The 11,689-nt window shown below is 69.5% G+C and carries 17 protein-coding genes; 12 read left to right on the top strand and 5 right to left on the bottom strand.

What is annotated here, in order from left to right; genetic code table 11:
• Window positions 1–95: 95 nt before the first annotated feature.
• From ACIO5D_RS28865 to ACIO5D_RS28855, 3 genes are read right to left on the bottom strand one after another with little or no spacing between them, the layout of a single operon-like run.
• Window positions 96–287: a DUF397 domain-containing protein gene (locus tag ACIO5D_RS28865; RefSeq protein WP_400653851.1), complete on the bottom strand. Its 192-nt coding sequence runs from the start codon at window positions 285–287 to the stop codon at window positions 96–98.
• A 41-nt stretch (window positions 288–328) separates the two neighbouring features.
• A complete protein-coding gene (locus ACIO5D_RS28860) occupies window positions 329–520 on the bottom strand; it encodes a DUF397 domain-containing protein (RefSeq protein ID WP_400798773.1) in 192 nt (63 codons plus the stop codon).
• Entirely contained in the window at window positions 513–1,376 is an 864-nt protein-coding gene (locus ACIO5D_RS28855; RefSeq protein ID WP_400798778.1) for a helix-turn-helix domain-containing protein, read from the bottom strand. Before ACIO5D_RS28855 ends, ACIO5D_RS28860 begins: the two co-directional genes overlap by 8 nt.
• Window positions 1,377–1,660: 284 nt before the next feature.
• Here ACIO5D_RS28855 and ACIO5D_RS28850 point away from each other — a divergent pair, with 284 nt between their 5' ends.
• From ACIO5D_RS28850 to ACIO5D_RS28835, 4 genes are read left to right on the top strand one after another with little or no spacing between them, the layout of a single operon-like run.
• A complete protein-coding gene (locus ACIO5D_RS28850; protein ID WP_400798770.1) occupies window positions 1,661–2,083 on the top strand; it encodes an ATP-binding protein in 423 nt (140 codons plus the stop codon).
• Complete coding sequence (locus tag ACIO5D_RS28845; RefSeq protein ID WP_400756299.1) at window positions 2,080–2,340, top strand: hypothetical protein; 261 nt, start codon at window positions 2,080–2,082, stop codon at window positions 2,338–2,340. The genes ACIO5D_RS28850 and ACIO5D_RS28845 overlap by 4 nt, the downstream gene beginning before the upstream one ends.
• Window positions 2,328–2,576 (top strand): hypothetical protein, encoded by a 249-nt coding sequence (locus ACIO5D_RS28840; RefSeq protein ID WP_363609341.1) that lies wholly within the window; start codon window positions 2,328–2,330, stop codon window positions 2,574–2,576. The genes ACIO5D_RS28845 and ACIO5D_RS28840 overlap by 13 nt, the downstream gene beginning before the upstream one ends.
• Complete coding sequence (locus ACIO5D_RS28835) at window positions 2,573–2,860, top strand: hypothetical protein (protein WP_400798768.1); 288 nt, start codon at window positions 2,573–2,575, stop codon at window positions 2,858–2,860. Before ACIO5D_RS28840 ends, ACIO5D_RS28835 begins: the two co-directional genes overlap by 4 nt.
• Before the next feature lie 87 nt (window positions 2,861–2,947).
• Here the strand turns inward: ACIO5D_RS28835 and ACIO5D_RS28830 are convergent, their stop codons facing one another.
• Together ACIO5D_RS28830 and ACIO5D_RS28825 are read right to left on the bottom strand one after the other, a co-directional pair.
• On the bottom strand, window positions 2,948–3,667 hold the full coding sequence (locus ACIO5D_RS28830) for an ABC transporter permease (RefSeq protein WP_363613565.1): 720 nt from the start codon (window positions 3,665–3,667) through the stop codon (window positions 2,948–2,950).
• A 50-nt stretch (window positions 3,668–3,717) separates the two neighbouring features.
• Complete coding sequence (locus ACIO5D_RS28825; protein WP_400757817.1) at window positions 3,718–4,644, bottom strand: ABC transporter ATP-binding protein; 927 nt, start codon at window positions 4,642–4,644, stop codon at window positions 3,718–3,720.
• A 164-nt stretch (window positions 4,645–4,808) separates the two neighbouring features.
• Here ACIO5D_RS28825 and ACIO5D_RS28820 point away from each other — a divergent pair, with 164 nt between their 5' ends.
• From ACIO5D_RS28820 to ACIO5D_RS28785, 8 genes are read left to right on the top strand one after another with little or no spacing between them, the layout of a single operon-like run.
• A complete protein-coding gene (locus ACIO5D_RS28820) occupies window positions 4,809–5,651 on the top strand; it encodes a helix-turn-helix transcriptional regulator (protein WP_400653863.1) in 843 nt (280 codons plus the stop codon).
• Window positions 5,652–5,660: 9 nt separating this feature from the next.
• The gene (gene sufB / locus ACIO5D_RS28815) at window positions 5,661–7,076 is read left to right on the top strand and encodes a Fe-S cluster assembly protein SufB (protein ID WP_400653865.1); all 1,416 of its coding nucleotides are present in this window, start codon (window positions 5,661–5,663) and stop codon (window positions 7,074–7,076) included.
• Window positions 7,077–7,134: 58 nt separating this feature from the next.
• Window positions 7,135–8,367 carry a Fe-S cluster assembly protein SufD gene (gene sufD / locus ACIO5D_RS28810; protein WP_363613505.1) on the top strand — a complete coding sequence of 411 codons (1,233 nt, stop codon included), beginning with the start codon at window positions 7,135–7,137 and terminating at the stop codon, window positions 8,365–8,367.
• Window positions 8,367–8,684 (top strand): bifunctional 3-phenylpropionate/cinnamic acid dioxygenase ferredoxin subunit, encoded by a 318-nt coding sequence (locus ACIO5D_RS28805; RefSeq protein ID WP_188303622.1) that lies wholly within the window; start codon window positions 8,367–8,369, stop codon window positions 8,682–8,684. The genes sufD and ACIO5D_RS28805 overlap by 1 nt, the downstream gene beginning before the upstream one ends.
• Before the next feature lie 6 nt (window positions 8,685–8,690).
• Window positions 8,691–9,455 (top strand): Fe-S cluster assembly ATPase SufC, encoded by a 765-nt coding sequence (gene sufC / locus ACIO5D_RS28800; protein ID WP_363613507.1) that lies wholly within the window; start codon window positions 8,691–8,693, stop codon window positions 9,453–9,455.
• Window positions 9,452–10,711, top strand: a complete 1,260-nt coding sequence (locus tag ACIO5D_RS28795; RefSeq protein ID WP_363613509.1) for a cysteine desulfurase — start codon at window positions 9,452–9,454, stop codon at window positions 10,709–10,711. The genes sufC and ACIO5D_RS28795 overlap by 4 nt, the downstream gene beginning before the upstream one ends.
• A gap of 18 nt (window positions 10,712–10,729) precedes the next feature.
• Window positions 10,730–11,182, top strand: a complete 453-nt coding sequence (sufU, locus tag ACIO5D_RS28790) for a Fe-S cluster assembly sulfur transfer protein SufU (protein ID WP_363613511.1) — start codon at window positions 10,730–10,732, stop codon at window positions 11,180–11,182.
• Window positions 11,183–11,204: 22 nt separating this feature from the next.
• The gene (locus ACIO5D_RS28785) at window positions 11,205–11,624 is read left to right on the top strand and encodes a metal-sulfur cluster assembly factor (protein WP_363613513.1); all 420 of its coding nucleotides are present in this window, start codon (window positions 11,205–11,207) and stop codon (window positions 11,622–11,624) included.
• Window positions 11,625–11,689 lie beyond the last annotated feature (65 nt).

The raw sequence follows: 11,689 nt of genomic DNA, 5'->3' as shown, positions 1-11,689 counted from the left end.
GGTGTGGGGCACTGGTGTTTGCGGGGGGGGGACCGGGGGGCCCCCGGGGGGGTTGGGGGGGGGCCCGCCGGTGGGTGTGGGGGTCAGGCGGTGGGTCAGGCGTGGTGGTCGAATTCGCCGGCTTTGGCGCCTTGGAGGAACTTGGCGAATTTGGTGGGGGTGGTGCGGACGATGATGTCGCCGGTGTCGGATTCGCGTAGTTCGACCAGGCCGTTGACGGTACGCACTTCGATGCAGTTGTCGCTTGCGGCGGAGTAGCTGGATTTCTGCCAGTTGGTGTTGAACATCTCAGCCCCAGGTCGTGAGGGGTGTTGCTGGTTGGCGTGGGTCAGGCGTGGTGGTCGAATTCGCCTGCCTTGATGCCTTGGAGGAACTTGGCGAACTTGGTGGGGGTGGTGCGGACGATGATGTCGCCGGTGTCGGATTCGCGAAGCTCGACCAGCCCGTTGACGGTGCGGACTTCGACACACGTGTCGTTTGCGGCGGAGTAGCTGGACTTCTGCCAAACGGAGCTAGCCACGCTTGCTTTCCATTTCCTTCTTGATGGAGCGAATGAAGTCTCGGGACTCGTCTTCCGAGAGGGCGACGGACGCCGTCCGAGTGAGGATCTCTCGGAAGCTTGCCAGGTGGGCCGGGGAGTCGTAGAGCTGGCTTCCATGTCCCGTGTCCATCTGTGCGACATCCAGTTCAGGGATCGGACCCTCAGCGTAGGTGAAGTTTTCGCTGGGGCCAGGTAGGGAACCGATGTCGAAAGGTACCGCTCGGATCGAGATTCCCGGGTGCTCTGAATCCTCAAGTAGCGCGTCGAGTTGTTCAGTGAGGACTTTTGGTCCGCTGAACTGCATGCGCAGTGCCGCCTCATGGATGAACGCAGAGTATGAAGTTCCGCCAGAGCGGACAACCCGTTGCCGTTGTATGCGGAAGGCTGTCCTGAGGTCGACCTCATGGCGTGGCGGGGGTGGGAAGGCTTGGGAAAATACCGCAGAGGCGTAGACGCTGGCTTGAAGTAGTCCAGGGACGAACGTGATCGTGTAGGTCGAGAGCCTCCGCGCGTGGCCTTCGAGCTCCGCGACCTCAAGGAAGTCCGTGGCCAGGGTTCCGCGGTACTCCTCCCACCAGCCGGGCTTCTCGCGCTCCGTGATGATGTCGGCGAGAGCGTCGATCAGAGGCTGATTGACGCACATGCACGCTGAGGCGATCGTACGCAGGCGTTCCACGCTGATGCCGATCTTCCCTGACTCCATCTGCGTCACCTGGGCGGGGTTCATTCCGACCGCGCGGCCGAGCTGGCTTCCGCCGAAGCCGGCTTGCTCGCGCATCCTTCGCAGCTCTGCGCCCAGCCTTCGTTGACGGAGCGTTGGATTCGGTCGAGCCATGGGTTCCTTCCGGGCCAGGGGTGTTCTCAGTCTGCCGTGCTGGCTGGACATCGGTCCATTCGGAGCCGGTGTTCGGGCTGTCGTTGCCACGTTAGAGGGAACATCGCGAATCCATGTAAAAGTTACCATCGATGTGCGTTATGGTCGTCGCCAGGTCGATCCGACGGATCGTCAGTAACGCCTGTTTCCCGGGCAGTAGGCGCCTGCTGCCCCCGCACCGCAGAGCAGCCATGCGTGGCGTCACCAGTCCCGTTCTGGCCTGGCTCACGGCGATGTTTCCGCCGGTGAACGACGAACCCCACACCCGCACCCTCACGGAGGTTCCCCTTATGTGTGCCTTCAGCCTGCCCGAAATCCCCGACTGGTCCGCCGCCCGTGCGGAGCTGAGTGACGCGATGTCCCTCGCCGGATGGCCGGACGACGCCATCCACGACGCCGAACTCGCCCTCCACGAGCTGTACTTCAACGCCTGGAAGCACGGCGGGAGCCCCGCGCCGACCGTCGTCATCCTCCTCCTCGAAGGCCGCAGCCTGCGCGTCTGCGTCAGCGACGACAACCCCGTGCTGCCCGAGCCGCACGAGTGCGCCGACCCCTACGCGCAGTCCGGCCGGGGCCTGCACCTGGTCCGCGAGCTCACCCACCGCTTCGGCACCACGCCCCGCAAAAACGGTAAAATCGTATGGTTCGAGCTGGACGCGGCCGCGTGAACGCCCGCCACCGGCCCCTCGCCCCGGACGACCCCCGGATGCGCGACTACACCGACGCCCAGGTCACCGCCCTCCTCGGCGAACTCCGCGAGCGAGGCCGCCCCCACGGCATCCTCTGGGGCTCCGCCACCACCCACAACGGCACCGTCGACGGCCGCGTCCTGATCGACTTCGGCAACGCGCCCGTCAGCACGCTCCTCAACCTCCTCCACCTGCTCCACGAAGCCGGGCGGGGCGGTGACCCGTGGGAGTCGTGATCCCCCTCGCCACCAGCTCCACCCAGCCGGCCCACGTCGAGCGCACCACCGTCCCCTACCTCACCGTCGAACACGTCCCCGACGCCACCGTCCAGCTCCGCCTCGCCGTCGACCTGGACGTGGCCGCCGGCCCCGGCGAACAGCTCGCCTTCCCCCTCACCCGCGACCAGGCCGAGGAACTCCTCCACGGCCTCGCCGCCCACCTCGGCACCCGCGTCCTCGGAATCCGCCGATGACACCCGGCACCGTCAACTTCCTGATCGGCACGGCGTTCGTGGCCCTCCTCGCCCTCGCGATCGCCACCGTCGTCCTCGGCGTCCTCGCGACCCTGAGGATGCCGCACCCCGGCGAGCGGGCAGCCACCCCGCCACCGCCCCCGATCACCCACCACGGCCGCTGGGAACTGCGCCAACTCCCCGACGGCACCGCCGAATACACCTGGATCGCCCGCCAGGCCGGCCACTACGGCCCCGAAACCCACAACCCCACCCCCCAGGGACGTCACCGCATACCCGCCTGACCCCGCAGACAGCGGACGGGCCCTCGCCGAAGCGGCGAGGGCCCGTCTGCTCTGTGTCCGGCGACCGGTTGCCCGTCGTCGCCCCGCTCACTCCCAGCGGAAGAAGCGGGCGGCCGCGGCCAGGGCGAGGACGGCCCAGCCGGTCAGGATGCCGAGGTCGGCCCAGGGGACGCCGGCGCCGGTCTGGAGCACCGAGCGCAGGCCGTCGGAGAGGGCGGCGATCGGGAGGAGTTCCAGCACCGACTGGACGGCGGACGGGAACTTGCTCAGCGGGACGATCACCCCGCCGGCCAGCAGCAGCAGGATGAAGACCAGGTTGGCGGCGGCCAGCGTGGCCTCGGCCCGCAGGGTGCCGGCCATCAGCAGGCCGAGCCCGGAGAAGGCGGCGGTGCCGAGGACGAGGAGGGCGAGAACGGCGAGGGGGTTGCCCTGCGGGGACCAGCCGAGGGCGAGGGCGATCACCGAGAGCAGCGCTACCTGCAGCGCCTCGGTGACCAGCACACAGCCCGTCTTGGCGGTGAGCAGCGCCCAGCGGGGGAGCGGGCTGGCGCCGAGCCGCTTCAGCACCCCGTAGCGCCGTTCGAACCCGGTGGCGATGGCCTGCCCGGTGAAGGCGGTGGACATCACGGCGAGCGCGAGCAGCCCGGGTGCCAGGAAGTCGACCCGCTTGCCGGGGCCGTCCACGGCGACGATGTCCACCGAGGAGAACAGCACCAGCAGCACGGTCGGGATGATCACGGTGAGCAGCAGCTGCTCACCGTTGCGCAGCAGCATCTTCGTCTCGAAGGCGGTCTGGGCGAGCAGCATCCGGCCGACGGGGGCGGCGCCCGGCCGCGGCGAGTAGTCGGTGGTCGTGGTCACGAGCGGAGGTCCCGTCCGGTCAGGTCGAGGAAGACGTCTTCGAGGCTGCGCCGCTGCACGGTGAGGCGCTCGGGGAGGATGCCGGTGGCGGCGCACCAGCCGGTGACGGTGGCCAGCAGCTGCGGATCGACGGGGGCCTCCACGCGGTAGCTGCCGGGGGCGGTCTCGGCGGCGGTCGCGCCGTCCGGCAGCTCCTTGAGCAGGGTGGCGAGGTCGAGGCCGGGCGGGCCGTCGAAGCGCAGGCTGCTCTCGGCGCCGCCGCGGCAGAGCTCGTCGGGGGTGCCGGTGGCGATGACCCGGCCCCGGTCGACGATCGCGACCTGGTCGGCGAGCTGCTCGGCCTCGTCCATGTGGTGCGTGGTGACGACCACGGTCACGCCGTCCCGGCGCAGGTCGCGGACCAGGTCCCAGGTGGCGCGGCGGGCCTGCGGGTCGAGGCCCGCGGTGGGCTCGTCCAGGAAGACGAGTTCGGGGCGGCCGACCACGGCCATGGCGAGGGCGAGGCGCTGCTGCTGGCCGCCGGAGAGCCGGCGGTAGGTGGTGCGGCCGCAGGAGTCGAGGCCGAGGCGTTCGACCAGGGCGTCCACGTCCAGCGGGTGGGCGTGCAGCTTCGCGGTGTGCCGGAGCATCTCGACGGCGCGCGCGCCCGCGTAGACGCCGCCGGACTGCAGCATCACGCCGATCCGGGGCCGCAGCCGCGCGCTCTGGGCGACCGGGTCGAGGCCGAGGACGCGGACGGTGCCGGCGTCCGGGCGGCGGTAGCCCTCGCAGGTCTCGATGGTGGTGGTCTTGCCGGCGCCGTTGGGGCCGAGGACGGCGGTGATGGCGCCGCGTGCGAGGGTGAGGTCGAGACCGTCCACCGCGGTCTTCGCGCCGTAGCGCTTGACCAGCCCGGTGATCTGGACCGCGGGTCCGGAGTGCATACCGGCGAGTGTAAGAGGCGCGCACGCCGCACCCCGACGGCGGCCTCTTTGATCGTTTTTCCAGGCCAGGTAAGGCTTGCCTGCGTGACAGATGCCACCGATGAGGTATCGGTCACGGCTTGTCCCGACGGAAGTAATTACGCAACACTGGTGTTGTGAAAAACATGCGCGAGCACACCACGCACCAGGAGGCCGAGACGGCCCCCGGCTGCGCCGTGCCCGCGACGGCGGCCGAGGTGCTGCTGGACGGCCACCGCGCCACCCGGGACCGGGTCGCGCGGTCGATCCTCGACCACGGCCCCTCCTCCGCCGCCGACCTGGCGAACCGGCTCGGTCTGACCACCGCCGCCGTCCGCCGCCACCTGGACGGCCTGACCGTCGCCGGCCTGGTCGAGTCCCGCGAGCAGCGGGTCTACGGCAGCCGCGGCCGGGGCCGCCCGGCCAAGGTCTTCGCCCTCACCGACGGCGGGCGGGACGCCTTCTACCAGGCGTACGACCAGCTCGCGGCCGACGCGCTGCGCTGGATCGCCGACTCGGTGGGCGGCGGCAAGGCGGGCGAGGAGGCGGTCGCCGCCTTCGCCCGGGCCCGGTTCGGCAAGCAGGGCGAGAAGTATCTCGAAGCCCTGCGGCAGGCGGCGGCCGGCGAGCGCACCGAGGCGCTCGCCCAGGCGCTGAGCGCGGACGGGTACGCTGCCACGGTGCGGCGGGTCCCGTCGGCCGCGGCCAAGGCCCCGGCGGGCGCCCAGCTCTGCCAGCACCACTGCCCGGTCGCGCACATCGCCGAGCAGTTCCCCCAGCTCTGCGAGGCGGAGACCGAGGTCTTCTCCCGGCTCCTGGGCACCCATGTGCAACGACTGGCCACCATCGCCCACGGCGACGGGGTCTGCACCACCTATGTGCCGGCACCCGGTGCCGCATCGTCGTCCACCCCGCGTACCGCAGGCGAGGACTCCGATGCAGTGCCGACTGCCGGTACGTCCACCGAAGATTCAGCGTCCGCGCGTTAGGAAGCTCGCATGACTGACACCGTTTCGCACCCGGAGCTCGAAGGCCTGGGCACCTACGAGTACGGCTGGGCGGACCCGGACACCGCCGGTGCCACCGCCAAGCGAGGGCTCAGCGAGGACGTCGTCCGCGACATCTCGGCGAAGAAGAACGAGTCCGAGTGGATGCTCAACCTGCGTCTCAAGGGCCTGAAGCTGTTCGGCAAGAAGCCCATGCCGACCTGGGGCTCCGACCTCTCCGGCATCGACTTCGACAACATCAAGTACTTCGTCCGCTCCACCGAGAAGCAGGCCGAGTCCTGGGAGGACCTGCCCGCGGACATCAAGGCGACCTACGACAAGCTGGGCATCCCGGAGGCGGAGAAGCAGCGCCTGGTCGCCGGTGTCGCCGCGCAGTACGAGTCCGAGGTCGTCTACCACCAGATCCGCGAGGACCTGGAGCAGCAGGGCGTCATCTTCCTGGACACCGACACCGCGCTGCGCGAGCACCCGGAGATCTTCAAGGAGTACTTCGGCACCGTCATCCCGGCCGGTGACAACAAGTTCGCCGCGCTGAACACGGCGGTCTGGTCCGGCGGGTCCTTCATCTACGTGCCGAAGGGTGTCCACGTCGACATCCCGCTCCAGGCCTACTTCCGGATCAACACCGAGAACATGGGCCAGTTCGAGCGGACGCTGATCATCGTCGACGAGGACGCCTACGTCCACTACGTCGAGGGCTGCACCGCGCCGATCTACTCCTCCGACTCGCTGCACTCCGCGGTCGTCGAGATCATCGTCAAGAAGGGCGGCCGCTGCCGCTACACGACCATCCAGAACTGGTCGAACAACGTCTACAACCTGGTCACCAAGCGCGCCGTGGCGTACGAGGGCGCGACCATGGAGTGGGTCGACGGCAACATCGGCTCCAAGGTCACCATGAAGTACCCGGCCGTCTACCTGATGGGCGAGCACGCCAAGGGCGAGACCCTGTCGATCGCCTTCGCCGGCGAGGGCCAGCACCAGGACGCCGGCGCCAAGATGGTCCACATGGCGCCGAACACCTCCTCCAACATCGTCTCCAAGTCGGTGGCGCGAGGCGGCGGCCGCACCTCCTACCGCGGCCTGATCGAGATCGGCGAGGGCTCCAAGGGCGCCAAGTCCAACGTGCTCTGCGACGCGCTGCTGGTCGACACCATCTCCCGCTCGGACACCTACCCGTACGTGGACGTCCGCGAGGACGACGTGTCCATGGGCCACGAGGCGACGGTCTCCAAGGTCAGCGAGGACCAGCTGTTCTACCTGATGAGCCGGGGCATGACCGAGTTCGAGGCGATGGCGATGATCGTCCGCGGCTTCGTCGAGCCGATCGCCCGCGAGCTGCCGATGGAGTACGCGCTGGAGCTGAACCGGCTGATCGAGCTGCAGATGGAGGGCTCCGTCGGCTGACGAACGGCCGCACGCAGTCCAGTCCGCACTTTTTGAGGAAGAGAGCACCACGACAGCCATGGCTGACGTCAACACCCCCACCGGCTCCACCACCGCCGGTTCGATCGAGGTCGGTACGGCCGGCGCGGGCGCGCAGCTCGCCGGCCCCGGCACCGGCCGCGCCACCGTCCAGCAGCCGATCGACGCCCGCGTCGCCGTCGAGCCCTCGTACGAGGTCGGCGACTTCCCGGTGCCGACCGGCCGCGAGGAGGACTGGCGCTTCACCCCGCTGCACCGGCTGGGCGGCCTGCACGACGGCTCCGCGGCGCAGGCCGCCCAGGGCGAGGACAAGGTCGAGCTGAGCCTGCCGGACGGCGTCACCGCCGAGACCGTCGGCCGCGACGACGCCCGCCTGGGCAAGGCGGGCAAGCCGGTCGACCGGGTCGCGGCGCAGGCGTTCAGCGGCTTCGAGCAGGCGCTCGTGGTCACCGTCCCCAAGGAGACGGTGCTCACCGAGCCGGTGAAGATCGACGTGCACGGCGAGGGCGGCACCCGCTTCGCCCACGTGGTGATCGACGTCAAGCCGTTCGCCGAGGCCGTGGTCGTGATCAACCACACCGGCACCGGCACCCGCGCGGCCAACGTCGAGCTGCTGGTCGGCGACGGCGCCAAGCTCACCTTCGTCTCCGTCCAGGACTGGGACCGGGACGCGGTGCACGCCGCCCAGCAGACCGCCCTGATCGGCCGGGACGCCTCGCTGAAGTCCGTGGTCGTCACCTTCGGCGGCGACCTGGTCCGCATCCACCCGCGGGTCAGGTACGCCGCGCCCGGCGGCGAGGCCGAACTCTTCGGCCTCTACTTCGCCGACGCCGGCCAGCACCTGGAGCACCGTCTGGTCATCGACCACGACACCCCGCACTGCCGCTCCAACGTGGTGTACAAGGGCGCGCTGCAGGGCCAGGACGCGCACGCCGTCTGGGTCGGCGACGTGCTGATCCGCGCCGCCGCCGAGGGCACCGACACCTACGAGCACAACCGCAACCTGGTGCTCACCGACGGCGCCCGGGTCGACTCCATCCCCAACCTGGAGATCGAGACCGGCGAGATCGTCGGCGCCGGCCACGCCTCCGCGACCGGCCGCTTCGACGACGAGCAGCTCTTCTACCTGCAGGCCCGCGGCATCCCGGCCGGCGAGGCCCGCCGCCTGGTCGTCCGCGGCTTCTTCGCCGAGCTGGTCCAGCAGATCGGCGTCGCCGAGATCCAGGACCAGCTGATGGAGAAGATCGAGGCCGAGCTGGAAGCGGCGGTCTGATGAGTTTCCTGCGTGCCTGCGCGCTGAGCGACCTGCAGGAGGACGTGCCCAAGCGCGTCGACCTCAACGGTGTGCCGGTCTCCATCGTCCGTACCGACGAGGGGGTGTTCGCGATCAACGACACCTGCTCGCACGCGAACGTCTCGCTCTCGGAGGGCGAGGTCGAGGACTGCATGATCGAGTGCTGGCTGCACGGCTCCAGCTTCGACCTGCGCACCGGCAAGCCCTCCGGCCTGCCCGCCACCAAGCCGGTCGCTGTCTACCCCGTAAAGATCGAAGGGGACGATGTGCTCGTCTCCGTCAACCAGGAGTCCTGAGTACACATGGCAACCCTTGAAATCCGCGACCTGCACGTCTCCGTCGAGGCCGAGAACGGCCCCCGGGAGATCCTGAAGGGCGTGGACCTGACCGTGAAGCAGGGCGAGACCCACGCGATCATGGGTCCGAACGGCTCCGGCAAGTCCACCCTCGCGTACTCGCTGGCCGGTCACCCGAAGTACACCGTCACCAGCGGCTCGGTGCTGCTGGACGGCGAGGACGTCCTGGAGATGTCCGTCGACGAGCGCGCCCGGGCCGGCGTCTTCCTGGCCATGCAGTACCCGGTCGAGGTCCCGGGCGTCTCGGTCAGCAACTTCCTGCGGACCGCCGCCACCGCCGTCCGCGGCGAGGCCCCGAAGCTGCGCACCTGGGTGAAGGAGGTCAAGGAGGCGATGGCCGCCCTCCAGATGGACCCGGCCTTCGCCGAGCGCAACGTCAACGAGGGCTTCTCCGGCGGCGAGAAGAAGCGCCACGAGATCCTCCAGCTGGAGCTGCTCAAGCCGAAGATCGCGATCCTCGACGAGACCGACTCCGGCCTGGACGTCGACGCGCTGCGGGTCGTCTCCGAGGGCATCAACCGGGTCCGCTCGACCGGCGAGGTCGGCACCCTGCTGGTCACGCACTACACCCGCATCCTGCGGTACATCAAGCCCGACTACGTCCACGTCTTCGCGGCCGGCCGCATCGTCGAGTCCGGCGGCGCGGAGCTGGCCGACAAGCTGGAGAACGAGGGCTACGAGGCTTACGTGAAGGGCGGCGCTTCCGAGTGACCAACCCCCTGTCGGGCCTGCTCGACACCGACGCGATCCGCAAGGACTTCCCGGTCCTGCAGCGCGTGCTGCACGGCGACAAGCCACTGGTCTACCTGGACAACGCGGCCACCTCGCAGAAGCCGCGCCAGGTGCTGGAAGCCCTGACCGCCTACTACGAGCAGCACAACGCCAATGTGCACCGCGGGGTGCACGTGCTGGCCGAGGAGGCCACGGCGCTGTACGAGGGCGCCCGCGACAAGGTCGCGGCGTTCGTCAACGCGCCCAGCCGCAACGAGGTGATCTTCACCAAGAACGCCTCGGAGTCGCTCAACCTGGTCGCCAACATGCTCGGCTGGGCCGACGAGCCCTACCGGGTGGACGCCGACTCCGAGATCGTCATCACGGAGATGGAGCACCACTCCAACATCGTCCCGTGGCAGCTGCTCTCGCAGCGCACCGGCGCGAAGCTGAAGTGGTTCGGGCTGACCGACGAGGGCCGGCTCGACCTGTCGAACATCGACGAGCTGATCACCGAGAAGACCAAGGTGGTCTCGTTCACCCTGGTCTCCAACCTGCTGGGCACCGTCAACCCGGTCGAGACCATCGTGCGCAAGGCCCAGTCGGTCGGCGCGCTGGTCGTCATCGACGCCTCGCAGGCCGCGCCGCACATGGTGCTGGACGTGCAGGCGCTGGAGGCCGACTTCGTCGCCTTCACCGGCCACAAGATGCTGGCCCCGACCGGCATCGGCGTGCTCTGGGGCCGCCAGGAGCTGCTGGAGGACCTCCCGCCGTTCCTGGGCGGCGGCGAGATGATCGAGACCGTCACGATGGGCTCGTCCACCTATGCCCCGGCGCCGCACAAGTTCGAGGCGGGCACCCCGCCGATCGCGCAGGCGGTCGGGCTCGGGGCGGCCATCGACTACCTGTCGGGCATCGGCATGGAGAAGATCGCCGCGCACGAGCACGCCATCACCGAGTACGCGGTGGAGCGCCTGCTGGAGGTCCCCGACCTGCGGATCATCGGTCCGCGCACGGCCGTGGACCGGGGCGCCGCGATCTCCTTCACGCTCGGCGACATCCACCCGCACGACGTGGGCCAGGTGCTGGACGAGCAGGGCATCGCCGTGCGCGTCGGCCACCACTGCGCGCGGCCGGTCTGCCTGCGGTACGGAATTCCGGCGACCACGCGGGCGTCGTTCTATCTGTACTCGACGCCGGGCGAGGTCGACGCGCTGATCGACGGTCTGCACCACGTCCGGAACTTCTTCGGCTGACGGGACTGGGCCCACCACATGAAGCTCGACTCGATGTACCAGGACATCATCCTGGACCACTACCGCAACCCCCACGGCAAGGGGCTGCGGGACGGCGACGCCGAGGTGCACCACGTCAACCCGACCTGCGGTGACGAGATCACCCTGCGGGTGCGGCTCGACGGCGCCACGGTCGCGGACGTCTCCTACGAGTCACAGGGCTGTTCCATCAGCCAGGCCAGCGCCTCGGTGCTGAACGACCTGGTGGTCGGCAAGACCGTCGGCGAGGCGCAGGCCGTCCAGGAGGCGTTCCTGGAGCTGATGCAGAGCAAGGGCCAGGGCGAGGGCGACGAGGAGGTGCTGGAGGACGCGGTCGCGTTCGCCGGTGTCTCCAAGTACCCGGCCCGGGTCAAGTGCGCCCTGCTCAGCTGGATGGCCTGGAAGGACGCCACCGCCAAGGCGCTCGCCGGGCAACCCGCCGTCAACGACTGACACCGCAGAGGAGGACAGAACCATGAGTGACACCGACACCACCGACACCACCGACATCGCCGGCACCACCGGCGCACCCGCTTCCCCCGCTGCGGAGGAGGGCCAGGGCCTCATCGCCGGCACCACCGCCGGCACCGTCTCCGTCGAGGACCTGACCGAGGCCCTGATGGACGTCGTCGACCCCGAACTGGGCATCGACGTCGTCAACCTGGGCCTGATCTACGGGATCCACATCGACGAGTCCGACGTGGCCACCATCGACATGACGCTCACCTCGGCGGCCTGCCCGCTGACCGACGTCATCGAGGACCAGGCCAAGTCCGCCACCGACGGCCTCGTCCAGGACCTGCGCATCAACTGGGTCTGGATGCCGCCGTGGGGCCCGGACAAGATCACCGACGACGGCCGCGAGCAGCTCCGCGCCCTCGGCTTCAACGTCTGACGGACGGGCTTCAACGTCTGACGGACGCCGCTCGTCAACCCACTGCCGCGTGACGCTCCCCTTCG

The organism is Kitasatospora sp. NPDC087315 (assembly GCF_044744345.1).
In the GTDB taxonomy this organism is placed as follows: Bacteria; Actinomycetota; Actinomycetes; order Streptomycetales; family Streptomycetaceae; genus Kitasatospora.
The sequence above is the reverse complement of the archived record's forward strand: the minus strand, read 5'-3'. Positions and strand labels throughout refer to the sequence as shown.

What these genes read in the sequence shown, in the direction of transcription:
- ACIO5D_RS28835 (WP_400798768.1), top strand. Translation starts at nt 2,573, where the DNA reads ATGACACCCGGCACCGTCAACTTCCTGATCGGCACGGCGTTCGTGGCC.
- ACIO5D_RS28865 (WP_400653851.1), bottom strand. Translation starts at nt 287, where the DNA reads ATGTTCAACACCAACTGGCAGAAATCCAGCTACTCCGCCGCAAGCGAC.
- sufC (WP_363613507.1), top strand. Translation starts at nt 8,691, where the DNA reads ATGGCAACCCTTGAAATCCGCGACCTGCACGTCTCCGTCGAGGCCGAG.
- ACIO5D_RS28820 (WP_400653863.1), top strand. Translation starts at nt 4,809, where the DNA reads ATGCGCGAGCACACCACGCACCAGGAGGCCGAGACGGCCCCCGGCTGC.
- sufD (WP_363613505.1), top strand. Translation starts at nt 7,135, where the DNA reads ATGGCTGACGTCAACACCCCCACCGGCTCCACCACCGCCGGTTCGATC.
- ACIO5D_RS28805 (WP_188303622.1), top strand. Translation starts at nt 8,367, where the DNA reads ATGAGTTTCCTGCGTGCCTGCGCGCTGAGCGACCTGCAGGAGGACGTG.
- sufU (WP_363613511.1), top strand. Translation starts at nt 10,730, where the DNA reads ATGAAGCTCGACTCGATGTACCAGGACATCATCCTGGACCACTACCGC.
- ACIO5D_RS28855 (WP_400798778.1), bottom strand. Translation starts at nt 1,376, where the DNA reads ATGGCTCGACCGAATCCAACGCTCCGTCAACGAAGGCTGGGCGCAGAG.
- sufB (WP_400653865.1), top strand. Translation starts at nt 5,661, where the DNA reads ATGACTGACACCGTTTCGCACCCGGAGCTCGAAGGCCTGGGCACCTAC.
- ACIO5D_RS28785 (WP_363613513.1), top strand. Translation starts at nt 11,205, where the DNA reads ATGAGTGACACCGACACCACCGACACCACCGACATCGCCGGCACCACC.
- ACIO5D_RS28825 (WP_400757817.1), bottom strand. Translation starts at nt 4,644, where the DNA reads ATGCACTCCGGACCCGCGGTCCAGATCACCGGGCTGGTCAAGCGCTAC.
- ACIO5D_RS28830 (WP_363613565.1), bottom strand. Translation starts at nt 3,667, where the DNA reads ATGCTGCTCGCCCAGACCGCCTTCGAGACGAAGATGCTGCTGCGCAAC.